This is a genomic window from Sinorhizobium sp. FG01 (assembly GCF_002531875.1).
GTDB classification, from domain to species: Bacteria; Pseudomonadota; Alphaproteobacteria; order Rhizobiales; family Rhizobiaceae; genus Sinorhizobium; species Sinorhizobium fredii_C.
This window is the reverse complement of the sequence record NZ_NWTB01000018.1, coordinates 35,868-60,884: the sequence shown is the minus strand read 5'-3', so window position 1 is coordinate 60,884 and position 25,017 is coordinate 35,868. Positions and strand designations below refer to the sequence as shown.

At 64.6% G+C, this 25,017-nt stretch carries 21 protein-coding genes, 2 pseudogenes and 1 riboswitch; of the genes and pseudogenes, 6 read left to right on the top strand and 17 right to left on the bottom strand.

What is annotated here, in order from left to right; all coding sequences use genetic code 11:
• Positions 1-2: 2 nt before the first annotated feature.
• The 7 genes from CO656_RS24845 to CO656_RS24815 form a co-directional block, all read right to left on the bottom strand.
• Positions 3-506 carry a cupin gene (locus CO656_RS24845; protein WP_037424654.1) on the bottom strand — a complete coding sequence of 168 codons (504 nt, stop codon included), beginning with the start codon at positions 504-506 and terminating at the stop codon, positions 3-5.
• 112 nt (positions 507-618) lie between these two features.
• Entirely contained in the window at positions 619-1,593 is a 975-nt protein-coding gene (locus CO656_RS24840; RefSeq protein ID WP_097527509.1) for an AraC family transcriptional regulator, read from the bottom strand.
• Between the two features lie 192 nt (positions 1,594-1,785).
• On the bottom strand, positions 1,786-2,811 hold the full coding sequence (locus CO656_RS24835) for a helix-turn-helix domain-containing protein (protein ID WP_037424653.1): 1,026 nt from the start codon (positions 2,809-2,811) through the stop codon (positions 1,786-1,788).
• A gap of 168 nt (positions 2,812-2,979) precedes the next feature.
• Positions 2,980-4,587: a DHA2 family efflux MFS transporter permease subunit gene (locus CO656_RS24830; protein ID WP_097527508.1), complete on the bottom strand. Its 1,608-nt coding sequence runs from the start codon at positions 4,585-4,587 to the stop codon at positions 2,980-2,982.
• Positions 4,584-5,681 (bottom strand): HlyD family secretion protein, encoded by a 1,098-nt coding sequence (locus CO656_RS24825; RefSeq protein WP_097527507.1) that lies wholly within the window; start codon positions 5,679-5,681, stop codon positions 4,584-4,586. The genes CO656_RS24830 and CO656_RS24825 overlap by 4 nt, the downstream gene beginning before the upstream one ends.
• 88 nt (positions 5,682-5,769) lie before the next feature.
• A complete protein-coding gene (locus CO656_RS24820) occupies positions 5,770-6,183 on the bottom strand; it encodes a cupin domain-containing protein (RefSeq protein ID WP_097527506.1) in 414 nt (137 codons plus the stop codon).
• Positions 6,184-6,256: 73 nt separating this feature from the next.
• On the bottom strand, positions 6,257-7,009 hold the full coding sequence (locus CO656_RS24815; RefSeq protein WP_097527505.1) for an SDR family oxidoreductase: 753 nt from the start codon (positions 7,007-7,009) through the stop codon (positions 6,257-6,259).
• Between the two features lie 250 nt (positions 7,010-7,259).
• On the opposite strand from CO656_RS24815, the gene CO656_RS24810 reads away from it, so the two are divergent.
• Entirely contained in the window at positions 7,260-8,855 is a 1,596-nt protein-coding gene (locus CO656_RS24810; RefSeq protein WP_037424701.1) for a winged helix-turn-helix domain-containing tetratricopeptide repeat protein, read from the top strand.
• Between the two features lie 43 nt (positions 8,856-8,898).
• On the opposite strand, the gene ribB is transcribed toward CO656_RS24810, so the two are convergent.
• The 5 genes from ribB to CO656_RS24785 all read right to left on the bottom strand — a co-directional run bounded on the left by ribB (position 8,899) and on the right by CO656_RS24785 (position 14,210).
• Positions 8,899-9,528 carry a 3,4-dihydroxy-2-butanone-4-phosphate synthase gene (ribB, locus tag CO656_RS24805; protein WP_097527504.1) on the bottom strand — a complete coding sequence of 210 codons (630 nt, stop codon included), beginning with the start codon at positions 9,526-9,528 and terminating at the stop codon, positions 8,899-8,901.
• A 111-nt stretch (positions 9,529-9,639) separates the two neighbouring features.
• A riboswitch (FMN riboswitch) is annotated at positions 9,640-9,786 on the bottom strand.
• Between the two features lie 60 nt (positions 9,787-9,846).
• The gene (locus CO656_RS24800; RefSeq protein WP_097527503.1) at positions 9,847-10,635 is read right to left on the bottom strand and encodes an SDR family oxidoreductase; all 789 of its coding nucleotides are present in this window, start codon (positions 10,633-10,635) and stop codon (positions 9,847-9,849) included.
• Positions 10,636-10,650: 15 nt separating this feature from the next.
• Complete coding sequence (locus tag CO656_RS24795; protein WP_097527502.1) at positions 10,651-12,138, bottom strand: sugar ABC transporter ATP-binding protein; 1,488 nt, start codon at positions 12,136-12,138, stop codon at positions 10,651-10,653.
• Between the two features lie 28 nt (positions 12,139-12,166).
• The gene (locus CO656_RS24790; protein WP_097527501.1) at positions 12,167-13,105 is read right to left on the bottom strand and encodes a substrate-binding domain-containing protein; all 939 of its coding nucleotides are present in this window, start codon (positions 13,103-13,105) and stop codon (positions 12,167-12,169) included.
• A 130-nt stretch (positions 13,106-13,235) separates the two neighbouring features.
• A complete protein-coding gene (locus tag CO656_RS24785; RefSeq protein ID WP_097527500.1) occupies positions 13,236-14,210 on the bottom strand; it encodes an ABC transporter permease in 975 nt (324 codons plus the stop codon).
• A 199-nt stretch (positions 14,211-14,409) separates the two neighbouring features.
• Here CO656_RS24785 and CO656_RS24780 point away from each other — a divergent pair, with 199 nt between their 5' ends.
• The 5 genes from CO656_RS24780 to CO656_RS24760 all read left to right on the top strand — a co-directional run bounded on the left by CO656_RS24780 (position 14,410) and on the right by CO656_RS24760 (position 19,547).
• Positions 14,410-15,219: a transketolase gene (locus CO656_RS24780; protein ID WP_097527499.1), complete on the top strand. Its 810-nt coding sequence runs from the start codon at positions 14,410-14,412 to the stop codon at positions 15,217-15,219.
• The gene (locus CO656_RS24775) at positions 15,219-16,187 is read left to right on the top strand and encodes a transketolase family protein (RefSeq protein WP_097527498.1); all 969 of its coding nucleotides are present in this window, start codon (positions 15,219-15,221) and stop codon (positions 16,185-16,187) included. The genes CO656_RS24780 and CO656_RS24775 overlap by 1 nt, the downstream gene beginning before the upstream one ends.
• Before the next feature lie 81 nt (positions 16,188-16,268).
• Positions 16,269-17,738 (top strand): FGGY-family carbohydrate kinase, encoded by a 1,470-nt coding sequence (locus CO656_RS24770; RefSeq protein WP_097527532.1) that lies wholly within the window; start codon positions 16,269-16,271, stop codon positions 17,736-17,738.
• A 22-nt stretch (positions 17,739-17,760) separates the two neighbouring features.
• Positions 17,761-18,711 carry a sugar-binding transcriptional regulator gene (locus tag CO656_RS24765; RefSeq protein ID WP_018236870.1) on the top strand — a complete coding sequence of 317 codons (951 nt, stop codon included), beginning with the start codon at positions 17,761-17,763 and terminating at the stop codon, positions 18,709-18,711.
• 50 nt (positions 18,712-18,761) lie between these two features.
• Positions 18,762-19,547 carry an SDR family oxidoreductase gene (locus CO656_RS24760; protein WP_097527497.1) on the top strand — a complete coding sequence of 262 codons (786 nt, stop codon included), beginning with the start codon at positions 18,762-18,764 and terminating at the stop codon, positions 19,545-19,547.
• A gap of 120 nt (positions 19,548-19,667) precedes the next feature.
• On the opposite strand, the pseudogene CO656_RS24755 reads toward CO656_RS24760, so the two are convergent.
• From CO656_RS24755 to CO656_RS24735, 5 genes and pseudogenes are all read right to left on the bottom strand, one after another.
• Positions 19,668-20,424 (bottom strand): annotated as a pseudogene (locus CO656_RS24755) (SDR family NAD(P)-dependent oxidoreductase).
• A 17-nt stretch (positions 20,425-20,441) separates the two neighbouring features.
• Positions 20,442-21,203, bottom strand: a pseudogene (locus tag CO656_RS24750) (SDR family oxidoreductase).
• A 10-nt stretch (positions 21,204-21,213) separates the two neighbouring features.
• Entirely contained in the window at positions 21,214-22,248 is a 1,035-nt protein-coding gene (locus CO656_RS24745; protein ID WP_097527531.1) for a proline racemase family protein, read from the bottom strand.
• Complete coding sequence (locus tag CO656_RS24740; protein WP_179864838.1) at positions 22,248-23,723, bottom strand: aldehyde dehydrogenase family protein; 1,476 nt, start codon at positions 23,721-23,723, stop codon at positions 22,248-22,250. Before CO656_RS24740 ends, CO656_RS24745 begins: the two co-directional genes overlap by 1 nt.
• Positions 23,724-23,753: 30 nt before the next feature.
• Positions 23,754-25,001 (bottom strand): FAD-binding oxidoreductase, encoded by a 1,248-nt coding sequence (locus CO656_RS24735; RefSeq protein ID WP_097527495.1) that lies wholly within the window; start codon positions 24,999-25,001, stop codon positions 23,754-23,756.
• Positions 25,002-25,017 lie beyond the last annotated feature (16 nt).

Here is a 25,017-nt window from a genome sequence, read left to right as displayed (position 1 = left end):
GCCTAGGCCTCTTTCCAAAGACGCGTCAGGGGCCCGTCGGCGCCATGGAGCGGGTCGGTTGCGGGGAGCGGCAGGTTGGCGATCGTTTGCAGGGCGCTCGTGCTGGCGGCCTGCGTCTGGATATCGGCCGTCTGCCCGGGCGGATAGCCGCCGACGACGAGGAAAGCGTCGCTCGACCCGAGGTTCCTGTGACCCGTCCCCGCCGGTAGGACGAGACAGTCGCCTGCACCCACCTTCAGCACCACGCCGTCCGGACCGCCGATCAACAGCTTCGCATTGCCTCCGGCGATGCCGAGGACTTCATGTGCGCCGATATGATAATGCTGATAGGAAAAGACGCCGTTGCGCCACAGCCCCTGCCAACCGGCCGCGGCAAAGCGCCGCTCGAACGCCGCCGCATCGCTCTCCGCGGCGGACAGAGCCTGACGATAAAGAAGCACCGGCAGCCTGGGGTGGTTCGGCACCCATTCGCTCGGCTGGAATTTCATGCATTCGGGTTCGCGCATCTCCGGCTCCGCCCATTAGATGTCGTTCCCATTATTTATAGGACCTGATTCGACGAATTCGAGCGATCGCCGGCAATTGGGCGCGAGGGGTGCAGCCGTCCCGGCCGGCCGCTCAACAGGAGCGGAGTGTCTGGGATGGAAGCTCTCCGAAACGGTTGCGGTAATCGGTCGCCAGACGCCCCATATGCGTAAAGCCCCATTTGAGCGCTATGTCGGCGACGCTTTGCCCCGGCCAGGCCTGGGTCAGCTCTTCGCGAAGCGCCTTCAACCGCAGATCCTGGAGGTAGCTCATCGGGGTGGTCATTTTGAATTGGCGAAACCCCTGCTGGAGGGTACGCGAACTGACCCCGCAGGCGGCGGCGACCTCTACCAGGGTAATCGGCCTCGACAGGTTGGCCATCATGAAATCGACCGCCTTCTTCACATGCCGCGGGACCGGCGAAACCGCGCGGCGCATTCTTTCCGAGAAGCGGTGAGGCACCGTGTCGAGGAGCAGCTGGATCAAGGCCTCACTTAAGTTTGTCAGCGCGAGGGGCGACCTGCGCAACGGTGCATCGCCAGTAAGGCCCGCTCTCAGCGTCTCGGCCATGCTGGCAATTGCTGTTCCCGGTCCCGACAACAGGTCGAGTTCCGGCGAGAACTCCAGGGCTCCGGAAACCGGCATTTCGACAATGTCGCAGAGCTGGCGCAACAGCGCAGCTCGATCGATAGCGACGAACATGTGCTCGCGAGCGCTCAGGGATTGAGCAGCAATGCGGCGGTCGCCTTCTATGACTGCGCCCCGGCCCGGCGATGTGCAAAAGGCCTGCCTTCCCATGCGAAGATCTACACCGCCACGAAGCGGCACGATCAGCACCAGCTGACCGTCGGCCTCGCTCTCGAAGAGGATCCGCCCATCGATATGCGTGCAGCCGATCGATAAAATGCCGGCATTCGCCCAGGCGCAATTGTAGTAGATGCTTTCCCTGCCAAGCGGCCGGACGACGACACTGGAGACCCAACTCGTCAGCGTTGCTGCAAGGCGGTCCGGGTCGCGCCCTTCGAACGACACCCAGTCCGGACGCGTCGCCGAATCCCCCAATGCCATCGATACTCTTCTCCTTGCTTACATTCTATGAGCAGAATTCCGCGGGTGGCGCCGTCACGCTGAAAGGTATGCCATAATACATCGCAGCGGCGGCACAGCATCATACAATGGACCTTGTAATGCAACAGGCTGCATTCGATGCACCGAGTTGCAGGTGTCCCGCGGCAGATACTTTCACGCCGAACGCCGCATTCACCGCAGGACGTCCGCGCCCGTGAAAACAGAACCGCCGACGCGCCGCCTTGTATCGGAGGGGTTTTCTCCATAGGTCGCCCTGTAGACCGCGGAAAACCGCCCGAAATGAAAGAAGCCCCATTTCAGGCAGATCGCTCTCAGGGTCTGATTGTTCTCGGGATCGAGGAGGTCCTGGCGTGCCGAGCGCAGGCGAAGCCTGAGGAGATAGGCGGCGGGCGTCGTATCCCGGAAGGCGCGGAAGCCGGTTTCCAGAGCTCGGACGGAAACGCCGGCAGCTTCGGCAACCATAGGCATGGTGATCGGCTGATTGATATTGGCTTGCATGAACTCGATCGCCCGGCGGACATGGCGCGGGGCGATCAGGCACGGCTTCTTGTCCAGCAAGTGCGATAGCCGGTGGGGGACCAGGCGCACCACCACGTCGGCAAGCGCCTGCGTCAAGTGCGCCATAGCGATTGGCGACTGCAGCAAGGGACCGCCGTTGCGTATGCCGCCCATGATCGTTTCTGCAAGATTGCCGATCAACTGGCCGGCCGGCGTGGACAAGCTCACCTGCGGCAGCAGGTTCAGGGATCCGTCGAAGGGCGCCTCGAAGGTCTGACCCAATGTCTGAAGGACGACAGACCAATTGATCAGGAGCTCGTCCACGAGGTTGTCTTCCCCGTGCATGATGACGCTATTGGGTTCGAAATTGTTGTAGAGGAGCAATCCCCCTGGCCCCGCTTCGGCCATCCGCGGCCCGTAGGTCACGCCCATGCCGCCGTTTCGAGGCACGACGATCGACAGATACTCCGCAGTATCGGCGGTCGGCTCGATGTGGAACTCGAAATCGCTTTGATGATAGCCCGTGATCAACACGGCACTGTCGCAGGCCGAAAGGTCGATCCCCCAACGGAAATTCTGCGCCTCGCTGATCGGCTCGGCAGCGAATGTGCCGAAAGCGCCGCCGAGCGTTTCGATCATGCTGTCGAATGACGAACCGCGAAATTGAAACGATGCCTGTGCAGCGTTGTTATCCGACATGCGACCCCGATTGCATCTGCAACGCCCGCACGACAGACCAGGCGGTCCCTCTGCGTAAAGCAAGGTTCCCGCCTAGCGTCGCATGCTTCCCCATGCCGTCGAAAGCCGTGGGGCGAAATTGCCCGAAAGCATAGGGGGGGCAACATCGATGCGCAACAGTTGCCCGCGCTACGACGCCTTCGCCTTCAGCAACCGGGCAGAGCGCGCTTTCGCGTATCGGCCCAGCCCGATCTTCATGCCGACCAACAGCGGGGCGGCGACGACGAAAAGCAGCGCCACCGCATTGAATGCCGTGTCGAAGGCGATCACGCTGGACTGACCTGTCACGGCCCGGCCGAGAAGGCTGGTCGCCGCCCGGCCGGCTTCGGGCGCGTCCATCCCCTTCGCTGTCAGCATGGCCGCCGTCGCCGTCAGTCGTTCGATGACCGCGGGCTTGCCGGCGGTGACATTTGCGCCGAGGACGGCGAGATTGGCGACGACGTTATGGTCGATCAGCGTCTGGAGCGCGGCGACTCCCGCGAGCCCGCCAAGCTGGCGGCCCGTATTGAAGAGCCCGATTCCGGAGGCGAGGTTTCGGCTGCCGAGGTTGCTGAAAGCGATCAGGGTGATCGACAGGAACAGGAAGCCAAGGCCGAGGCCGCGCAACAGGATCGCTGCCATCATGTCGTCGGCGCCGCTCTCGATGGTCGACCCGGACAGCATCCACATCGCGATCATGATCAGCAGGATGCCGAATGGCACCGTGGCGAAGGGCGGAACGCGGCGCACCTGGAAGAGAACGGCGGCGACGAGCAGAGCGGCGATGAAAAGCCCGCCGCTTGGCAACAGGAGCAAGCCGGCGTCCGTCGGCCTGAAGGCGAGGATGGAGACGGCAAAGGACGGGATCAGGAACGCGCTTCCGAACAAGGCGGCGCCGGCGACGAAGCTGACGATGAAGGCGAAGGTGAAATCTTCCGATCCGAACAGGGTGAAGTCGAGGAGGCCCCGTCCCTTGGCCAGCACCTGCTGGCCGAGAAATGCCAGCAGAGCGGCGAGACCGATCACAGTCAGCCACAGGATGCGCGGTTCCTCGAACCAATCCCATCGGCTGCCCTGGCTGAAGACATAGGTGAAGCAGAAATGCGAGAGCGAGATCAGCGCGAAGCCGATCCAATCGAACGGACGGCGCACGGTCTCGGGGGTTTCCGGCGGGTCGGCGATCAACAGCAGCCCGACAGCGGCGAGCGCGACCGGAACGACGCTAAAGAAAATCCATGTCCAGGATTGACTGTCGAGCAACCACCCCTGGAGGGCAGGCGCGATCGTCGCGGGGGCGACGACGGCTCCCATCGCGAACAGCGCCTGAAGGATAGGCTGGCGGGATCGCGGATAGGTGAAGAAGATGATGGCCTGGCCGCCGACAAGCAGGATGCCGCCGGAAAGGCCCTGAACGATGCGGAGCGCGACCAGCAGGTCGAGGCGATCGGTTATGGCGGCAGTGCCGCAGGCGATGCCCATGACGAGGGTGGCGCCGATGACGAGGTTCAGCGGCCGAACACGGTTCATGAGCCAGGGGGCAGCCAGGAACCCGATGAGCTTGAGCGTCGTATATCCGATGTCCAGCCAGGCGAACTCGTCCGGCGTCGCGTAGGTGTCGCCGATGATGTCGCCGCGTCCGAGCGACAGCACGGTGCTGGCGACCGCCTCGGTGAGGGTGGCAAGCACGATGCCGGCAATTAGAAGGGTTCCGGCCGCGGATCTGTCGCGGCTCTCTGTGGCCGTGAAAACTGTGGTCATGAGCCGCCTCCCTGCGCGATTTCGACGCGCGCGGAGAGGCCGGGCACGATGCGTCCGGGGGACGGATTTTTGGCAAGCCGGATCTTCACCGGAACGCGTTGGACGACGCGAACGAAGTTGCCTGTCGCATTGTCAGCGGGGAGCAGGCTGAAGGCGGACCCGCTGCCGGGCGCAAAGCTGTCAACCACGCCGTCAAGCACCCCGTTCGGGTAGCCGTCGATGGTGATGCGGGCGCGCTGGCCGGGCCGGATATGTTCGAGCTGGGTTTCCTTGAAATTGGCCACAACCCACACGTAATTGACCGGAACGATGTCGAGCAAGGAGGCGCCGGGCGCGACAAGCCGACCGACGCGGACCTGGCGGTTGCCGATGACGCCCGCGACCGGCGCGCGTACGATGGTGCTGTCGAGATCGATTTGGGCGAGGTCGCGCGCCGCCTCCGCCTGCGCCACGGCAGCAACGGCCGCTTCGCGCTGAGCGGCAAGGACGGCGATGCGGTGCTGCTGCGCCTCTACCGTTGCGGCGGCGGCTGACACGTTCGCCTCGGCTCTCGTGCGTGCCGCATCGCTTTCGTCGACATGGGCCTGGCTGATCGTGTTGCTGCGGATTAGTTCGCGGCGGCGATCATAGGCCTTGATCGCAAAATTGAGCTCCGCCACGGCCGACCGGCTCTGGGCTTCGGCCTGGCGGATGAGGGCATGCTGAAGCTCGGTCTCCGCATCGACGTTGATGAGCCGAGCCTGGGCGGCTTCGACATTGGCGACGGCCTGTTGAAGCCGTGCACGGTAGTCGCGATCGTCGATGCGGAACAGGACGTCACCCGCTCGGACCGTCTGGTTGTCCTGAACCGCAACGGCCGTGACATAGCCCGCAACCTTCGGCGCGAGCGAAGTCACGTCGCCGCGGACATAGGCATTGTCGGTCGACGCCCCGCCGCCCGAACGGGCCCAGGCCCAGCCGCCGGCCATGACGGCGACGGCGCCGACGCACAGAGCCAAGCCGGCGATCTTTTTCTTTTTGGACTTCGCCGCGACGACACCTTTCGCGGGGCTCCTGCCGGTGACGATGGCGATCTTGTCCTCGAGCGTATCCATTTTCTCAGTTCCTGTTGAAATGCCGATGGCCCGGTAAGCAGCCCTTGCGGCGGTTGCCTCCCAGGGCTGCGGGCATCGAACGACGTGGTTATTGTCCGATGGGCGTGGTCAGTTCCGTTTCGTCGGTGTCGACGACAAACACCGCCAGCAGTCGGGCAGGTTCCGTGTCGCTGGCATTCGCGCTCACCTGATGATGGGAGCCCGGCTCCTCGTAGAAGTTCTCGCCGGCCCTGTAGACCTTTTCCGGCGAACCGTTGACGCTGCTGCGGATCGCGCCCTCGAGCACCGTCGCATAGATAAAGGCGGACTTCGGATGAGTGTGGGCCGGCGACCCGCCGCCCGGCCCGTACTCGACGAGCACGCCCTTCATGCTCTTGCCAGGGACGTTGGGAAGCGCGTGGTCGAAGACGACGGTCACCTTGCCCGCCGGCCTGTCATCGGCGGAAGCTGCAGTGATCGAAAGCGCTGCCAGGGCAGCAGCCGAGAGAAATCGTGCAAGCATGGCATTTCTCCTTCGAGGGTAGCTGTCGTAAAGATGTGCGGGGCCGCGTTCATCTTGGCGGCTCGCCGGAGACTCAGTGGGCGGCTTGCCGGGCGAGCCAATCCTCGAACCGGATTGCACCGATGCGTGCATTGCTGCCTGGGGTCAGCGATTGATCGTCGAGGACGGAGCCGAAGTAGCGGGCGTGAACGTCCGGTACGACCTTGCGCGTGTCCTTGGTTGCCTTGAGGAAGCGCCTGACCAACTCGTCGAGCGGCATCGCCTCCGGACCGGCGACTTCGACCGTGCCGTTTGCAGGCGGCGCGAGCGCGACATCGGTGAGCGCCGCCGCAACGTCGTCGGAGGCCATGGGCTGGAAAAGCGCCGGCGACAGGCGAATTTCCTCGCCGACCGTCCCCGCCTGGGCAATGCCGTTGACGAACTCGAAGAACTGCGTGGCGCGCAGGATGGTATAGGGAATGCCGGACGCCTTGATAAGGTTTTCCTGCGCGACCTTCGCCCGGAAGTAGCCGTTGTCGGGAAGCCGTTCGCTGCCGACGATCGAGAGGGCCACGTGGTGGCGGACGCCGGCGGCAGCTTCCGCGGCCAACAGGTTGCGGCCCGACGTTTCGAAAAATTCGAGGACTGCCTTGTCTTCCCAAACCGGCGCGTTGGCGACGTCGACGACGATCTCCGCCCCGTCCAGCGCTTCGGCCAGGCCCTCGCGGGTGATGGTGTTGACGCCGGTGTTCGGGGCAGCGGCGAGGGCCTCATGGCCGCGCTCCCTGAGGTTCTTCACGACTTTCGATCCGATGAGGCCGGTGCCTCCAATGACGACGATCTTCATGGCTCTCTCCGTTTCTGCCGACCGCACCATTGCCGTCGATCCGGGTGGAGAGTGCCTGCAAGCTTGCCGGAAGTCCTTGCCGCGGGCTTGAATTGACCTTGAGGGAAGCTTGGTTATTCGTCCAAGGCGGCTGCCGATCATCCTTGCGGCCGAGGTGCGCGCGCGTTACGGCGAGCCGTGCTATCAATGGACAGAAGTGTCGCCGCTGCTCCGGCTGGCAAGCCGAGCCGCTCGGTCGAGGGATGCCGACGTGCAATTCGTGTTTGGAGACTATGTGCTCGACCCCGAGCGTCGAGAGCTGACCCTGCGCTCGGAAGTGGTGACCGTCGGACCGCAGGTCTTCGACCTGCTGCTGCATCTCGTCACGAACCGCGACCGCGTCGTCAGCAAGGACGATTTGTTGCAGGCGGTATGGAGCGGCCGGATCGTCTCGGAATCGACGATCACCAGCCACATCAACGCGGTTCGCAAGGCGATCGGCGACAACGGCGAGGAGCAGCGCCTGGTCCGGACGGTCGCCCGCAAGGGCTTCCGCTTCATAGGCGCGATCGAGACCGGCGAGGCCGCGAAGCCGAGCGAGCCCGACGGGCAAAGCATCGTCGGTCACTCCGCCGGCGAAGCGCGGGAGCCTCCTTCCAAGCTCGTCCTTCCGGACAAGCCCTCGATCACCGTCCTGCCCTTCCAGAATCTCAGCGGCGACCCGGAGCAGGACTATTTCGCCGACGGCGTGGTGGAGGACATCATAGCCGCACTGTCGCGCATCCGATGGCTGTTCGTCATCGCCCGCAATTCGAGTTTTGCCTACAAGGGCCGGACGGTGGATGTGAAGGACGTCGGCCAAGAGCTCGGCGTGCGCTACGTGCTGGAGGGCAGCGTGCGCAAGGCGGCAAACAAGGTGCGCATCACCGGGCAGCTCATCGATGCCACGAGCGGGACGCATCTCTGGGCGGAGCGCTTCGAAGGCACGCTCGACGACATCTTCGAGCTGCAAGACCAGATGGCCGAAACCGTCGTCGGCGCGATCTCACCTCAGCTCGAACGCGCCGAGATCGAGCGCGCCAAGCGCAAGCCGACGGAGAGCCTGGACGCCTACGACTACTATCTTCGCGGTATGGCGAAGCTGCACAACGGAACCCGCGAAGCAATCGAGGCGGCGCTGCGCTTGTTTTACAGGGCGATCGAGCTCGACCCCGAATTTGCCTCGGCCTATGCCGCGGCGGCCTGGTGCCATTTTTGGCGCAAGTTAAACGGCTGGATGACCGAGCGGGACCGCGAGATCGCCGAAGGCGTGCGGTTGGCGCGGCTGGCAGTGGAACACGGCCGGGACGACGCGGTCGCCCTGACGAGAGGCGGGCATGCGTTCGCCCATCTCGCCGGCGACCTCGACGGCGGCATCGCCTTGCTCGACAGGGCCGTGCTGCTCAACCCCAATCTCGCCACCGCCTGGTTCCTCGGCGGTGCGCTCCGCGCGCTTCGCGGTGAGACAGACGCCGCAATGGAGCACCTCGCCCATGCCGTTCGGCTGAGCCCGCTGGATCCGGAAATGTTCCGCATGCAGGTCGGGATGGCGCTGGCAAATTTCTTCGCCGGGCGCTTTGATCCCGCCTCGGCCTGGGCGGAAAAGGCATTGGGGAACCTGCCCAGCCTGCTGGTCGCGGTCGCTTTGCTGGCGGCAAGCCATGCGCTTGCCGGGCGCCTTGACGAGGCGGGCCACGCAATGCAGCGCCTGCGTGCGCTTGATCCGTCCTTACGCGTCTCCAATCTTAAGGCTTGGCTGCCGATCCACCGGCCGGAAGACCTGGCGCGGTTCGCCGATGGATTGCGGCTGGCGGGCTTGCCCGAGTGAGCCCGACGAGAGGCAGCGCGTGGCGGCGTGCCTCACTCGGCAGTTAGGCAGCCTGTGTCGCGTTGGCCGGCTGCTCGACGAATGCGATCAGATCTCTGATGGTGATCAGCGGAAGCCGGTGCGTTTCTGCGAACACCACGAGCTCCGGAAGCCGGGCCATCGTTCCGTCGTCGTTGGCAACTTCGCAGATGACGCCCGATGGGGACTTGCCGGCGAGGCGTGCCAGCTCAACTGCCGCCTCGGTGTGCCCCGGCCGGCCGCGTACGCCGTTCGTATGCGCCCGCAGCGGAAAAATATGCCCCGGCCGGGCGAAGTCCGCCGGACGCACGCCGGGATCCATCAGCGCCTGGATGGTCGCGGCCCGGTCGGCTGCGGAAATGCCGGTGGTGGTTGCGGGTAGGTAATCGACGGAGACCGTGAATGCGGTTTTGTGGAGCTCGGTGTTCTGCGGGACCATGAGCGGGATGTCGAGGGCATCGAGACGCTCTCCTTCCATCGCGACGCAGATCAGCCCGCGGGCGTGCTTCATCATGAACGCGATCGTTTCGGGCGTCACCGCGTCCGAGGCGACGATGATGTCGCCTTCATTCTCCCGGTCCTCGTCGTCGACGACCACGACCATGCCGCCCAGCGCCAGGGCCGCGATTGCGTCTTCAATTTTCGAGATTGCCATTCCATTGCCTTTCAAGGGTAGCCAGCATTGGCGTCAAACCGCGGCGTTTCGGCCGCTATTCATCCCTTGGGCGAACAAGTCCGCGCCGCCCGACAACGAGCGGTTTGCTGACATTGTCCTCTTCCATCCGGACTGTAACCGTCGGCCCCGGCCTCTCACCGGGTCTGCTGACCTTCCGCATCGGCGGGAGCGCTCGCGGGCTCCCGGATTGCTCCGAATACCGCCGGTGGGGATTTTCACCCCGCCCTGAGAACAAGCGTAGATAAGGAATTTCACCGGCAAAAAGCAAGAGGCCCGCTCAGGCTGGCCCCGTGATATTTACCAGCAGCAGAAGCCGCCATCGACCAGGAGGTCGACGCCGGTCACGAAGCTTGCCGCATTCGAAAGAAGGAAGACGGCAGGCCCGACCATCTCGTCCACCGTCGCCATGCGCTGCATCGGGGTCTGCTCCTCGAACAGCTTGGTCTGATGCACCATTTCCGGCCGGGTGTTCATCGGTGTGGCCGTGTAGCCGGGACTGATCGTGTTGACGCGGACGCCGCGGCCCACCCATTCCATCGCCATCGACTTCGTCATATGAATGACGCCGGCCTTCGAGGCATTGTAGTGGCACTGGCTGAGGCCGCGGTTGACGATCACGCCGGACATCGAGGCGATGTTGACGATCGAGCCGCGGCCGTTCTTCAGCATGGCGCGGGCTTCCGCCTGGCAGGACAGGAAAACGCCCTTCAGGTTGATGTCCATCATCGTCTGGAATTGGCTTTCCTCCATCTCCTCGGCCGGATTGGCATTGGCGATGCCGGCCGCGTTCACGGCAAGGGCAAGCGGGCCGAGTTCCGCTTCGGTGCGGGCGACCGCCTCGTTGAGCGCCCCGCCATTGGTCACGTCAGCGGCGATCCGGATGCTGCGGCGCCCCGTGCCGGCGATGAATTCCGCGGTCTTCGACAGTCCGTCGTCCGTGCGGCGATCGAGCAGCGCAACGTCGGCGCCGCACTGCGCCAGCCCCATGGCGATGCGTTGCCCGATGCCGCTGCCCGCCCCCGTGACGAAGGCGACGTTGCCGGAGAGATCGAACAATCTCGGCGCATTGAGCGTGATTTCAGACATGAATTTCTTCCTTGTTCAAATCGTCGCGAGTTCCATGACCGACACGTCGTTTGCGTCCTCGCGGTCAAGAATGCCGGTCTGTCTGCCCTGGGCCATGACCATGATCCGGTTGGAGACGCCAAGCACTTCTTCGAGATCGGAACTGACCACGATGACCGCGACCCCCTGGTGGGCGAGATCCATGATGAGGTCGTAGATCGACGAGCGGGCGCCGACATCGATGCCGCGCGTCGGTTCGTCGAGCACGACGACCTGCGGCTTGCGCGCCAGCCATTTGGCGAGCACCACCTTCTGCTGGTTGCCGCCGGAAAGCTCGCCGGCGTTCTGGTGCCCGCGGCCCTTCACGCCGAATTTCCTGATGCACTCGTCGGTAAACTGTTGCAGACGGCGGGAGGCAACCCAGCCGTTGCGGGCAATTGCGCCGAGATTGGCATAGCCGATGTTCTCCGCGATCGAATGATCGAGCACGACGCCCTGGAGCTTGCGGTCCTCCGGCACGAGAACCATCCCGCTGCGAATCGCCTCGATTGGCGAGCGGGGCGTGACGGCTTTGCCATTCAAGAGAATCTCGCCACCCGAAATCGGATCGGCGCCGGTGATGGCGCGCACGAGTTCGGTTCGGCCGGCGCCCATCAGGCCGGCGATGCCGAACACCTCGCCCTTTCGGACTGAAAAGCTGATATTGCGGAATGCATTCGTCGGCGAGGTGAGATCGCGGACCTCAAGCGTCACCTCTTCCCGAGGCGCTGGCAGGGCCGGGAACATGCGCTCGAGCGAGCGCCCGACCATGGCCTCGACGATGGTGCGGATCGGCACGTCGCCGCTGTCGAATTCCTTGACCTTGGCGCCATCGCGCATGACGACGACGCGGTCGGCGATCTGGCGGATTTCCTCGAGACGGTGCGAGATGTAGATGATGCCCACCCCGTCCGCCTTCAGCCGTTCGATCTGCTGGAAGAGGAGTTGGGTTTCCTCGCCGCCGAGCGCCGCGGTCGGCTCGTCCAGGATCAGCAGGCGGGCATTGAGCGTCAGCGCCTTGGCGATTTCGATGAGCTGCTGCTTGCCGGTCGAGAGCCCTTCGACGAGGCGGTCGGGCGATATGTCTAGACCCAGCCGCTTGAGGCCGCTGCGCGCCCGTTCCTCCATCGCCCTGCGGTCGACCCGGCCCGCCTTCATCGGATAGCGACCGACAAAGACATTCTCGGCGATCGAGAGCTTCGGGAGCAGTTTCAGCTCCTGATGGATCATGCCGACCCCCTCGTCCATCGCGGCACGGGGATTGGCGGGCGCATAGACTGCCCCAAGCCAGGTCATTTCCCCGGCGGACGGCTGCACGGTGCCGGAAATGATGTTCGACAGGGTCGATTTCCCGGCACCGTTTTCGCCAAGCAGCGCCACGACCTCACCCGGATAGATGTCGAGGTCGACACCGTGCAGGACCCTGATCGGGCCGTAGGACTTCTGGATCCCACGGAGCGAGAGGATGGGAGACTGGGTGGTCATGGCGCTGCCTTTCGGGCATCAACACAGTTTATGGATGGCTCTTCACGAACTCCGGAGCATTCTCGCAGGTCGTCAACACGGCGTTCGGCGTCTGGCGCTCTTCGACCTTCTGGCCGGCGGCCACGGCAAGCGCCGATTCGACCGCGAGGACGCCCATCTTCTGGGTGCTCTGCGTCGCCGTGGCGATGAACGGACCCTTGCACTTGGCGAGATATTCGAGCGCCGAAACGTCGCCGTCATAGCCGCCAATGATCACCTTGTCGGAGAGGTTGGCAACGTCCACGGCTTTGGCCGCGCCCATCGCCAGGCCGTCCGCCTGGCCGAAGATGATCTTGATGTCGGGGTTTGCCTGCAGCATGTTCTGGGCGATCGAGAAGCCTTCGTCCGCCGACCACATGTTGCTCCACTGCTGGGCGACGAGTTCCACGCCCGGAGCCTCGTCGATGGCGCGCTTGCAGCCGGTGAAGCGATCGACTTCCGGCGTCGTGCCCTTCTGGCCGTGGATGATCGCCATCTTGCCCGAGCCGCCGGCCTTTTCGATGATGTGCTTGCACACGGCATAGGCGGATTCGACGCTTTCGCCGGCGATGAAGGTATCGCCCGGCGCGCCCTCCGGAACACGGTCGACATTGATCACCGGAATGCCGGCTTCGCGGGCAAGGCGGGTCGGCACGGCGGCCGCGGCAGCACCCGCCGGAATGTAGATGAACGCGTTGATGTCCTGCGTCATCAGGTCCTGAACCTGGTTGACCTGGGTGGCGGTGTCGTTCTTCGCGTCGACCACGACGACCTCGATGCCCTTCTCCTTCGCATATTTCTCGACGCCGAGCTTGATCTGGTTGAAGAAGTCCGCCTGAAGGTTCGGCACGGCGAGGCCGATCTTCTTGACTTCCGTCGCCGATGCACCGAGCGGGGACATCAGGACCGCAGCGGTGGTTGCCGCCAGCAGCAGGTTGGACAGTTTCATGGGGTTCTCCTCCGAGTTGCTCTGTGGATTTCCTGACTTCACAGGATTCCACCTCCCTTTTGCCGGCCCGCACCATTGCTGACCGTTTTCGCTTCCCCGCAGGCATTTCCGCAAGCGGGGTGAACAGTGGCTATTTCCGCTTGCGATAAGTCTCGGCGGTGACGGCCAGCACGATGACGCCGCCGATGATCACCTGCTGCATGAACGGCGATACGCTCAGCAGGTTGAGGCCGTTGCGCAGGATTCCGATGATCAGCACGCCGATTATGGTGCCGCCGATGCCGCCCGTTCCGCCGGAGAGCGACGTGCCGCCGATGACGACTGCCGCAATGGCGTCGAGCTCGTAGGAGACACCGGACGAGGGCTGGACCGAGTCGAGCCGCGCCGCCAGCACCATGCCCGACAATCCCGCCAGGAAGCTGCAGACCACATAGACAAGCACGGTCGCCCGCTGGACGTTGATGCCGGCAAGCCGCGCCACCTCTGCGTTGCCGCCGATGGCGTAGAGGACGCGCCCGCCATGGCGATAGCGCTGGTAAAGGAGGCCGACGACGAAGACCACCAGCATGACCGCGACCGTCAATGTCAGGAAGCCGCCGAAGCGCACGATGGCCATGATGTTGAACCAAGTCGGAAAACCGATGATCTGCTGGCCGTCGGTGATCATGTTGGCCAGGCCGCGGGCGATCGACATCATGGCAAGCGTCGCGATGAATGCCGGCACGTTGAAGCGCGTTATGAGAAGCCCGGCGATCAGGCCGTTCAGCGAGGCGACCAGCAGGGCGAGCGGAATGGCGATCCACATCGGCACGCCGGCAACGACGTTCAGATAGCCAAGCACCATCATTGCCAGCGCCATGACAGAACCGACGGCGAGGTCGATGCCGCCGATCAGGATGACCATCGTCATGCCGACGGCCATGATGCCGAGCACCGTGATCTGATCGAGCACGTTCAGGAAGTTCCTGATCGAAAGGAACTTGTCGCTGGCGAAGGTGAGAAACAGGCACAGGACGATGAGGCCGATCAGCGGACCTGTGGCCCCTCGCATCGACGCAAAAATCCCGCCCGCGAACCCTTGCCGCTCCGTCGCTGTCGCAAGCATGGCGCCCTCCTCTCGCTACCCCGGCTTCCTCACCAGTAGCTTGGCATAATTATTCATAACTGTGTGTAAATTCGTATATGATTGATCCGCGTCCTGTCAACCTCGTTCTGCCTGGGCATTTCTCCCTCCTGTATCTTGACATGCGGCCGCAGCGTGCAATTATATAGAGAATTGTATATTTATTCAGTAAGAGGGATTCATGCAGCCGAACGATCTCGACCGCATCGCTCGACAGATCCGACTTCGCGATCTGCAGGCGGTTTTCGAAGCCGGCGCCGGCCACATCGGCGGGGAAATGTCCGCCATCGACATTCTGACGGCGCTCTATTTCCGCGTGCTGCGCGTCTGGCCCGATCAGCCGAAGCATCCGGACCGCGACCGTTTCGTGCTGTCGAAAGGCCATGTCGCGCTGGCGCTCTATGTGACGCTCGCCAAGCGCGGCTTCCTGCCCGAGGAAGAGGTCGGCACGTTCCTAAAGCCGCATTCGCGGCTGAACGGTCACCCGAACTGCACCAAGATCCCGGGCGTCGAGACCAATACCGGGCCGCTCGGCCACGGCCTGCCGGTCGCGGTCGGCATGGCGAAGGCGGCCAAGCTGACCGGCGCCGAGTATCACACCTATGTGCTCACCGGTGACGGCGAGATGCAGGAAGGGTCGAACTGGGAGGCGATCGCCGCCGCGGCGCAGTTCGGCCTGGATAATCTGACGCTGATCATCGACCACAACCGCTTCCAGCAGGGCGCCACCCTGAAAGACACCAACAATCTTGCCCCCTTCCCGGCCAAGCTCGAAGCTTTCGGCTGGGATGCCACCGAGATCAACGGCAACGCCATGGACGAAATCGTTCCGGCACTGGAGCGCCGCGGCAACCGGCCGCACGCAATCGTCGCCCATACCAACAAGGGCCACGGCATTTCCTTCATGCAGGACAAGGTCGACTGGCATCACAAGGTGCCGAATGCCGAACAGTATCAGATCGCCCTGGCCGAGCTTTCGGAGCCCCTGTGATGAAAGACGTGATCACCTCTCCCAAGCTGCACGACTGCCGCGACGCCTTCGTCGCAGTGCTGGAACGTCTTGGCGCGGACAATCCCAAGATCGTGGCAGTCTGCAACGACTCCGTCGGCTCGTCGAAGCTCAACGGGTTCAAGTCCAAATGGCCAGAACGGCTGGTCAATGTCGGCATTGCCGAGCAGGCCATGGTGGGCGTGGGCGCCGGTCTTGCTAATGGCGGTCTGCTGCCCTTCGTCTGCAGCGCCTCCTGCTTCCTGACCGGCCGGTCGCTGGAACAGATCAAGGCCGACATCGCCTATTCCAACGCCAATGTGAAGCTGATCGGCATTTCCTCCGGCATGGCCTATGGCGAGCTTGGGCCCACGCACCATTCGATCGAGGACTTCGCCTGGACGCGGGTGCTGCCCAACTTGCCGGTGATTGCGCCCTGTGACTCGATCGAAACCGCCGCGGCGGTGGAATGGGCGGCCCATTACAAGGGGCCGGTGTTCCTTCGCCTGTCGCGCGTCGGGGTTCCGGACCTGCTGCCGGCCGGACACAGATTTGAGCTTGGAAAGGCCAACCTGCTGCGTGACGGCGACGCCATCACGCTGATCGCCAACGGCACGCTGACCCACCGCATGCTGAAGGCGGCCGACCTCCTCGCCGAACGGGGGATCGAGGCCCGGGTGCTGAACATGGCGACGGTCCGCCCGATCGACGTCGAGGCCGTGGTGGCCGCCGCCCGCGAAACCGGGGCGATCCTGACCGCGGAAGAGCATTCCACCTTCGGGGGCCTCGGCTCGGCCATCGCCGAAGTCGTCGTGGCCGAAGCTCCCGTGCCGATGAGGATCCTCGGCGTTCCGGGCATCTTCGCCCCGACCGGCTCGGCCGAGTTCCTGCTCGACGAATTCGGCATGTCGCCTGCCGCCATCACTGAGGCGGCCATCGCTTTGATTGCACGGAAGTCTCCCCGCGCTTGATACTGCGCGTCTAGAGTCCGTGCCGGGCGCGGCAAACCCTCCCTATAGCCGCGCCCCCAATTCATGCCTGCCGGAGTTGCCATGACGAACGCCATTCTCGCCATCGACCAGGGCACCACGAATTCAAAGGCCGTTCTTGTCTCCACGGCCGGCGAAATCCTGTCTCGCGGCTCGTCTCTGGTCGGCATCGAACATCCGCAGCCCGGCTGGGTGGAGCAGAGCCCAATGCGCATCTGGGAATCGGTCAAGGAGGCGATTGCCGCCTGCCTGCAGGCCGGTCCTGACGTCGACATCCTCGGTATCGCGATTTCCAACCAGCGCGAGTCCGTCACCATCTGGGATGCAGCAACGGGCAGGCCGCTCGGGCCGGTGGTGAGCTGGCAGTGCCGCCGCAGCGCACCGGCCTGCGCCGAATTGGTCGCAGCCGGCCACGCGCCCCGCGTGCAGGCGCTCACCGGCCTGCCCATCGACCCGATGTTCCCCGGCCCGAAGATGAAGTGGCTGCTGGACCGCGTGTCTGCAGGACACGAAGTGCGGCTCGGGACGATCGACGCCTGGCTGATCCATTGCTTCACCGATGGCGCGGTCCATGCCTGCGACGATTCGAATGCCGCCCGCAGTCAGCTTTACGACCTCAACCGGCAGGCCTGGAGCGACGAGCTCTGCGAACTGTTCGGCGTGCCGAAATCCGCCTTGCCCGAAGTGCGAGACAGCGCGTCGCGCTTCGGCGTGACCCGAAACGTGCCGGGCCTCAGGGACGGCATTCCGATCGCCGCGGCGATCGGCGACAGCCATGCGGCGCTCTTCGGGCATGGCGCCTTCAAAGCAGGCGACGGCAAGGTGACCTTCGGAACCGGCTCGTCCGTGATGACGACGCTGCCCCGCTTCATCGCGCCCGAGCAGGGCATCACGACGACGATCGCCTGGTCGATCGACGGCCTGCCGACCTATGCCTTCGAGGGCAATATCCTCGTCTCGGCCGCAGCACTCCCATGGATGGCCGAGATGCTGGGTCTGCCCGACGTGCAGGCCTTGACCGATCTTGCCGCGACGGCCGAGCCCGGCGGGCCTGGCTTCGTACCGGCATTCGTCGGCCTCGGCGCGCCCTATTGGCAGTCCGATGCGCGGGCGCTGTTTTCCGGCATCACCTTCAACACCACCCGCGCCCAGCTGGCTCGCGCGGTGACCGATTCGATGGCCTTCCAGGTCCATGACGTCTTCAAGGTCATGTCGGCGCAATCGCCGACGCCGCTCGGCCGCCTCTATGCGGATGGTGGGCCGAGCAGGAACACCTTCCTGATGCAATGCGTGGCCGACACGCTGAACCACGCCGTCACCCAGTGCGACGCGCCGGAGGCCTCCGCCCTTGGCGCCGCCTATCTGGCGGGGCTTTCGCTGGGCGTCTGGCCCGATCTAGCCGCCATTGCCGCCCTGCCCCGCACCGGCAATCCCATCGCGCCGCGTGTTTCCGACGCCACAGATCGCCTCCGGGTTTGGCAGGACGCAATCTACCGCTCGACCGTTCCGGGCCCTTCCACTATGAGTGAATAAAAATTCACGCCTGGAGGATTCCATGGGACGGCTCAACGAGCTGCGACTGATCGCCCGAGTTGCTCAGATGTATCATATCGAAGGCAAGCGGCAGGCAGAGATCGCCGAGGTCATGCGCATGTCGCAGGCGACCGTGTCGCGTATGCTGAAGCGGGCCGAGCAGGAAGACATCGTCCGGACCACGGTTATTCCGCCGCCGGGCACCTTCGCCGATCTCGAAACCGCGCTGCGCGACCGCTACGGCCTGACGGAGGCGATCGTCATCGACTGTTCCGAGGACAGGGACGGCGCGATCATGGCACGCATCGGCGAGGCGGCCGCCCATTTCTTCGAGGTCACCCTGCAGCAGGACGAGATCATCGGCGTCTCGAGCTGGAGCCAGACGATCCTGCGCATGGTGGACAACATCCACCCGCTGAAGACCGCCAAGGCCAAATACATCGTGCAGATCCTCGGCGGCATGGGGGACGCCTCGGTCCAGACCCACGCCACGCAGCTGACGGCGCGTCTTGCCAGGCTCACCGGCGGCGAGCCGCGGCTGCTTCTCGTCCAGGGCATCACCTCCTCGCGCGAGGCGAAACTCGTGATGCTGGCCGACCCGGTCGTGCGCGAAACGATGGACCTCTTCGGCCGGCTCAGCCTGGCGATCGTCGGCATCGGTGCGGTGGAGCCGTCCGAGCTCCTCGCCCGCTCCGGCAATACGTTCTCCCGCCAGGAAATGGCGATGCTGCACGAGGCCGGCGCCGTCGGCGAGATTTCCTACCGCTTCTACGACAGGGACGGAAAGCCCGTCGAAACGCCGCTCAACGACCGTGTCATCGGCATTTCGCTTGAAGACCTCAGGAAAGCCGACCGTGTGATGGCGCTGGCAGGCGGAGAATCGAAAACCGAAGCCATTGCGGGCGCCCTGAAACTCGGCGTCATTGATGTGCTTGTCACCGACAAGTTCACTGCGGCTCGGCTCACGGCCTGATCTTGCCCGAGATCAGCCTAAGGCAGCTCGCGCATTATGGAGGAAAGACCATGAGACGTTTTGCGGGCCAGACGGTTTTCGTCACCGGGGGCAACAAGGGGATCGGCCGCGGCATCGCCAAGCGCTTTGCCGATGAGGGGGCCAAGGTCGCCATCGCGGCAATCGAGAAGGACACGCCGGCAGCCGCCGAGGCGCTCGCCACTGAGACCGGCGCCGAGGTGATCGGCATCGTGCTGGACGTGACCGACGCCCGGGCCGTGCAGGACGCCTACGGCGCGGCCGAAGCGAAGCTCGGCGCGGTCTCCGTATCGGTGCAGAATGCCGGGGTCATCACCATCGCCAAGGTGGAGGACCTGACCGAACGCGAATGGGACCTGAACCTCGACGTCAACACCAAGGGCGTGTTCCTGTGCTGCCAGGAGGCGATCCGCCGCTTCCGCGCCAGCGGCACGAAGGGCCGGCTGATCAACACCGCCTCCGGGCAGGCTCGCCAAGGCTTCATCTATACCCCGCACTACGCCGCTTCGAAATTCGGCGTCGTCGGCCTGACGCAAAGCCTTGCCAAGGAACTCGCCCGCGAAGGCATTACCGTGAACGCCATCTGCCCCGGCATCATCCACACCGAGATGTGGGACTACAATGACAGGGTCTGGGGCCAGATGCTCGGCGATTACGGCCCGGGCGAACTGATGGCCGAATGGGTCGAGGGCATACCGATGGGCCGCGCCGGAACGCCTGCCGAAGTCGGCGCCCTCGTCGCCTTTCTGGCCTCGGCGGATGCGGCTTACATCACCGGACAGACGATCAACGTCGATGGCGGATTGATCATGTCGTGAGGGTTGGCTTGGAGAAGCCCATTTGGCATCAGCGGCCGCCGCGTGATCTCGCTCGGCGACCCCTCTACCTGTCCGTTTTACCGAATGTTGTGTCGGGTGACTCCACCTAAATGCACAATGCTAAGCGACCGCCTGTGCACCGGTGATCTCGACGAGCGAACCGCACATGAAGGCGGCTTCGTCGGAGGCAAGGAAGGCGACGAGGGCGGCGACCTCCTCCGGCTTTCCGATCCGGCCGAAGGGAACAAGCCTTGTCGAGATCGGCGATCGTCCGTCCCGACCGCTTCACCCCCGCCTCCAGCATCGGCGTATGGATTTCGCCGGGGCAGACGGCGTTGACGCGTATCTTGTGCGGCGCGTAGTCGCGGGCGAGGTTCTGGGTGAAGGCGGCGACCGCGGCCTTGGAGGTGTTATAGGCGATGTGGTTCGGCGCCGGATGGAGACCCCATTGCGAGGCGGTGTTGACGATGACGCCGCCGCCCGCCTCGATCATGTGCGGGATCGCAGCGCGGCAAAGATAGAACATTGAATCGAGATTGACCGCGAAGCTCGCGTGCCATTCGTCGTCGCTCAGCGACAGGAGGTTGCCCCGCCGGTTGCTTCCTGCATTGTTGACGAGAATGTCGATGCGCTTCTTCTGGTCAAATGCTTCGGCAATCAGAGCGCAGCACGGTTCCCGCTGAGAAATGTCGGCGGCGATCGCAATGGCAGAACCCCCGGCTGTCACGATCTCGGCCGCAACGGCGCCTGCCGCGTCGCCGTTCACGTCTGAGATGACGACCAGCGCCCCCTCCTCCGCGAGCCGCCGCGCTATGCCCGAACCGATGCCGCCGCCTCCGCCGGTAACGACCGCAACCTGGCCTTCGAATCTTTGCATCTCTCGCTCCTCAAGTCCTATCGAATGTAACTGCCGCCATTGACGTCGAGCGTCGCGCCGTTCAGCGACCGCTGCGACGGCCTGAGCGCGAAGGCGACGAGTTCGGCGATTTCGGCGGCCTCAGCCATCTCGCCGATCGGTATGTCGGCGACGGCGGCCTGCTTGCCAAACTTCGCGATGAAGTCCTCGGCCATCTCCGTCCGCACCCAGCCGGGCGCGATCGCCAGCGCCACGACGCCGTCGGCACCGAAGCTGCGGGCGATCGATTTCGTGAGATTGACGAGCGCCGCCTTCGGTGCGCCCTAGGGCATGGCATCGGCCGCATAGCCGCGCTGGCCGGCGCGGCTCGCCATGTTGACGATCCGGCCGCCGCCCTGCGCCTTGAAATGCGTAAGCGCCTGCCTGCAGAGATCGGCGGCGGCGAAGAAGTTCACCTGAAACTCCTTCTGCCAGGCTTGCCGCCACGCGTCGGGCTCGGCGTCGATCGTAATCTCGGTGCGGATCCCGGCATTGTTGACGAGCGCATGGATACGGCCCGCCGCTTCTTCTGCCCGGCGCCAGAGGTCGAATGCCCCCTCGGCCGCCGAAAGGTCCGCCTGAACGATCCACCCCTCGCCGGAAATACGCGCCAGCAGCGCTTCCGCTCCCGCTCGGTCGCGGCCGTAGTGGATGATCGGACGGACGCCCTCTTCCGCCAGGCGCTCGACGATGGCCGCGCCGATGCCGCCGGAAGCGCCGGTGACGAGGACGGTCTGGCCCGATAGGGACTGGATGGACATTGTAGCCTCCTCAACCGAGCTGATCGACCTGCGGACCCCAGCTGTCGGAGAGCGCAAAGCCGCTCCTGAATGGATCCTCGTCCGAAATGCGGAGCTGTTCGCGGCCGTAGATCCAGCCGCGTCCGGTGATCCGCGGCAGCACGGCGGGACGTCCGCCGACCTCGGTGATCCCGATTGCTTCCGCCACGAACTCGCCGCCGATGATGGACCGTGAAGTCCGCCGCTCCCCCACCGCGACCTCGCCGCGCGCGTAAAGTGTCGCAAGGTTCGCCGAACTGCCGGTGCCGCAGGGGGAGCGATCGACGCGGCCCGGCTTCAGCGTCGTGCAGGTGCGCACCGCACCGTCCGGCTCGCGCCCGCGAAACATCACATAGGCAATCTCGTCGACGCCGGTGAGCGTCGGATGCTTCACCGCCACCTGCTCGGAGATCAGCGATTTCAGCTCGATCCCCGCTTCGGCGAGATAGCGCGCATTGGCCGGCGCAATCGCGCTTCCGACCTCATCGACATCGATGATCGCGTAATAGACGCCGCCGAAAGCGATATCGACCTTGATGCGGCCCCAGCGCGGCGTCTCGATCTCCCGATCCAGCGCCTCGGCGAAACTCGGCACGTTATCAAGGCTGACCGACAGGCAGCGGCCTTCGCGGCAGGTGGCGCGGGCGACGATCAGCCCGGCGGGCGTGTCGAGGCGGACGATCGTTTCCGGCTCCCGGATCGCGACCTGCCCGCTTTCAAGCAGGGCGGTGACGACGCAGATGCAGTTGCTGCCGGACATCGGATGGGCGCGGTCGGCCTGCAGCACGATGAAGCCCGCATCCGCATCAGGCCGCGTCGGTGTGACGAGCAGGTTGACCGACATGGCGACGCTGGCGCGCGGCTCGAAGGTGACGAAGCGGCGGAGGCTGTCGTCGACCCGGTTGATGTGGTTCATCTTGTCGAGCAAGGTCGCGCCGGGAATTTCCGGCGCGCCGCCGACAATCACCTTGCCGATCTCGCCCTGGCAATGGACCTCGAGCAAATCAAGCGAGCGATCCCAGGCCATCATTTGATGTACCAGCCCCACTTCTCGCCGGCGGCAAAGCGGGTGATCTGCTTCGTCTCAAGATAGTTTTCAAGACCCCAGCGGCCGAGTTCGCGACCGATGCCCGACTCCTTGTAGCCGCCCCAGGGCGCCTCGGTGAAGGTCGGTTGCGAGCAGTTGATCCAGACGATGCCGGCACGGAAGGCGCTCGCGACGCGCTCGGCACGGACGTCATCCTTCGACATCACCGCCGCGGCGAGACCGAAGCGGGAATCATTGGCAAGCTCGATCGCTTCCTCTTCGGTCGCGAACGGCTTAATGCAGACGACCGGGCCAAAAATCTCCTCACGCCAGGCGTCGCTCTCCAGCGGCACGTCGGTCAGCACCGTCGGCTCGAGATAATAGCCCGTGTCGCAACCTTCCGGCCGCTTGCCGCCGCAGGCGACCATCGCACCGGCGGCCTTCGCCGCCTCGATCGCCGCGACGACCTGCTCGTGCTGGCGCTTGTAGACCAGCGGCCCGAGCAGCACGCCGTCTTCGAGACCGTCGCCGATCCTGATCTTCTGCGTTTCCTCGACAAGCCGCGCCAGCAGCTGATCGTAAATGCCCTCCTGCACGAGGACGCGCGACGTCGCGGAGCAGACCTGCCCTTGGTTCCAGAAGATGCCGAACATGATCCATTCGACCGCCTCGTCGATATCGGCATCGTCGAAGACCACGAAGGGCGACTTGCCGCCGAGTTCGAGGCTGACGCGCTTGATGTCGCGGGCCGCGGCCGCCATGATCTTCGAACCGACCGGGCCGGAGCCGGTAAAGGCGAGCTTGTCGACTTGCTTGTGGTCGATGATCGCCTGGCCGGCGACCGATCCGGAGCCGGTGACGATGTTGAGGACGCCCGGCGGCAGCCCGACTTCGTCGGCGATCGCGGCCAGTTCGAGCGCCGTCAGTGAGGTGACCTCCGCCGGCTTCAGCACCACCGTGCAGCCGGCGGCAAGCGCTGGCGCGACCTTCCAGGCGGCCATCAGCAGCGGATAATTCCAGGGAATGATCGCGCCGGTGACGCCGATCGGCTCCTTGACCGCCTTGGAGGTGAACCGGGCGTCGGGAAGCGCGATCGGCTCCCCGGGATTGTTGTCGAGCTGCTCGGCAAGGCCCGCATAGAAGTCGAAGCAGCCGGCCGCGTCGGCGATATCCCAATCGGCTTCGGGAAACGGCTTGCCGTTGTCGATCACCTCGAGACGGGCGATCTCCGCCTGCCGGGCACGGATGCCCTCGGCAATGGCGCGCAGGTATTTTGCTCTCTGTGCGCCCGAAAGCTTCGGCCAGCCGTCCTTGTCGAAGGCGCGGCGTGCCGCCTTCACGGCGAGATCGACGTCTTCCGCCGTTGCCGCCGCGATCTTGTGGATCACTTCTTCCGTCGCCGGATTGACGACGTCGAACGTCCTGCCGTTCGCGGCCGGCGTCCATTTTCCATCGATATAGAGTTCGCTGCGCATTGTTCGCTCCATTGTTTCCCGCGCTCGCCGTCAGAACCGGTCGACGCGGTATGGTTTGAGATCGATCGGGGGCTCAGCGCCCGTCACGAGGTCGGCGATCAGCCGTCCGGTCGTCGCCGCATAGGTAAGGCCCAGATGCCCATGGCCGGTGGCGTAGAAGATGCCGCGGTGTTTCGCGGAAGGGCCGATGATCGGCACCGTATCGGGAAGCGCCGGCCGGTGCCCCATCCACTCCGTCGCCTTCTCGGCCCGCAGATCCGGCAGCGCCTCGCGCGCGCGCTTGACCAGCACTTTCGCCCTCCGGTAGTCGGGCGCCGCCTCGAGACCGGCCATCTCAACCGTGCCGCCGACGCGAATGCCGCCGGCCGTCGGGGTCACCATGAAGGCGCGCGCCGGCCAGATGATCGAGTGGCGCATCGAGAATCCCGGCGCCATGATCTGGGTGTGGTAGCCACGCTCGGTCTCGAGCGGGACCGGTTCGCCGAGAAGCCGCGCCAGCTTGCCGGTATAGGCGCCGGCTGCGAGCACGACTCGAGAGGCAGAAACCGAACGGCCATCCTTCAGGCGGACGGCTTTGACGCGATCACCACTATCGAAGCCGACGACCTCGCCCTGCTCGATCCTGCCTCCGAGAGCGAGAAACTTTTCGCGCAGTTTCAGGAGGAGCTTGTAGGGGTCGCGGATCGAGCGGTTGTCGGGAAAGAGTACCGCCTTTGCGATCTTCGAGGTCAGCGCCGGTTCGAGATCGCGGATGGCATTGCCGCCGAGGACGTCGTGGCGGAAGCCGAAGCGCTCGAGCACCGCGATATGCTCGCGGTCAGCCCTGAACTCGGCCTCGTCCGCATAGAGGCTCAGGCAGCCCTCCTCGGTCAGCATGTCCGTCAGTTCCGCCGCCTGCAGCAGCGGCATCAGGTCTTCGTAGACGCGACGGCAAAGCACGGCGCCTGCCGCCTCCAGCTCTTTCACCCGCGACGGGCGGCTTGCTTCGAGAAACCGGAGGAACCACGGCGTGAGCTTCGGCAGATAGGAGGGGCGGATACGCACCGGCCCTTCAGGATCGACCAGCCATTTCGGCATCTGCGCCCAGACCGAAGGCCGCGAGGCCGGCATGAATTCGGTGACGGCGATCGATGCCATGTTGCCGTAGGAGGCGCCCTTGCAGTCCGGATCCCTCTCGACGAGCACGGCGCCCTTCCCGCGTCGTTGCAGCTCGTAGGCGATGGTGGTGCCGATAATGCCGGCGCCGACGACAACGACAGGACCTTCGTTATTGCTCATCTTTTATCTTTTCTCG

Bases quoted from the DNA above. Each gene is read 5' to 3' on its own strand.
- CO656_RS24845 (WP_037424654.1), bottom strand. From the start codon at position 506: ATGCGCGAACCCGAATGCATGAAATTCCAGCCGAGCGAATGGGTGCCG.
- CO656_RS24840 (WP_097527509.1), bottom strand. From the start codon at position 1,593: ATGGCATTGGGGGATTCGGCGACGCGTCCGGACTGGGTGTCGTTCGAA.
- CO656_RS24835 (WP_037424653.1), bottom strand. From the start codon at position 2,811: ATGTCGGATAACAACGCTGCACAGGCATCGTTTCAATTTCGCGGTTCG.
- CO656_RS24830 (WP_097527508.1), bottom strand. From the start codon at position 4,587: ATGACCACAGTTTTCACGGCCACAGAGAGCCGCGACAGATCCGCGGCC.
- CO656_RS24825 (WP_097527507.1), bottom strand. From the start codon at position 5,681: ATGGATACGCTCGAGGACAAGATCGCCATCGTCACCGGCAGGAGCCCC.
- CO656_RS24820 (WP_097527506.1), bottom strand. From the start codon at position 6,183: ATGCTTGCACGATTTCTCTCGGCTGCTGCCCTGGCAGCGCTTTCGATC.
- CO656_RS24815 (WP_097527505.1), bottom strand. From the start codon at position 7,009: ATGAAGATCGTCGTCATTGGAGGCACCGGCCTCATCGGATCGAAAGTC.
- ribB (WP_097527504.1), bottom strand. From the start codon at position 9,528: ATGGCAATCTCGAAAATTGAAGACGCAATCGCGGCCCTGGCGCTGGGC.
- CO656_RS24800 (WP_097527503.1), bottom strand. From the start codon at position 10,635: ATGTCTGAAATCACGCTCAATGCGCCGAGATTGTTCGATCTCTCCGGC.
- CO656_RS24795 (WP_097527502.1), bottom strand. From the start codon at position 12,138: ATGACCACCCAGTCTCCCATCCTCTCGCTCCGTGGGATCCAGAAGTCC.
- CO656_RS24790 (WP_097527501.1), bottom strand. From the start codon at position 13,105: ATGAAACTGTCCAACCTGCTGCTGGCGGCAACCACCGCTGCGGTCCTG.
- CO656_RS24785 (WP_097527500.1), bottom strand. From the start codon at position 14,210: ATGCTTGCGACAGCGACGGAGCGGCAAGGGTTCGCGGGCGGGATTTTT.
- CO656_RS24780 (WP_097527499.1), top strand. From the start codon at position 14,410: ATGCAGCCGAACGATCTCGACCGCATCGCTCGACAGATCCGACTTCGC.
- CO656_RS24775 (WP_097527498.1), top strand. From the start codon at position 15,219: ATGAAAGACGTGATCACCTCTCCCAAGCTGCACGACTGCCGCGACGCC.
- CO656_RS24770 (WP_097527532.1), top strand. From the start codon at position 16,269: ATGACGAACGCCATTCTCGCCATCGACCAGGGCACCACGAATTCAAAG.
- CO656_RS24765 (WP_018236870.1), top strand. From the start codon at position 17,761: ATGGGACGGCTCAACGAGCTGCGACTGATCGCCCGAGTTGCTCAGATG.
- CO656_RS24760 (WP_097527497.1), top strand. From the start codon at position 18,762: ATGAGACGTTTTGCGGGCCAGACGGTTTTCGTCACCGGGGGCAACAAG.
- CO656_RS24745 (WP_097527531.1), bottom strand. From the start codon at position 22,248: ATGGCCTGGGATCGCTCGCTTGATTTGCTCGAGGTCCATTGCCAGGGC.
- CO656_RS24740 (WP_179864838.1), bottom strand. From the start codon at position 23,723: ATGCGCAGCGAACTCTATATCGATGGAAAATGGACGCCGGCCGCGAAC.
- CO656_RS24735 (WP_097527495.1), bottom strand. From the start codon at position 25,001: ATGAGCAATAACGAAGGTCCTGTCGTTGTCGTCGGCGCCGGCATTATC.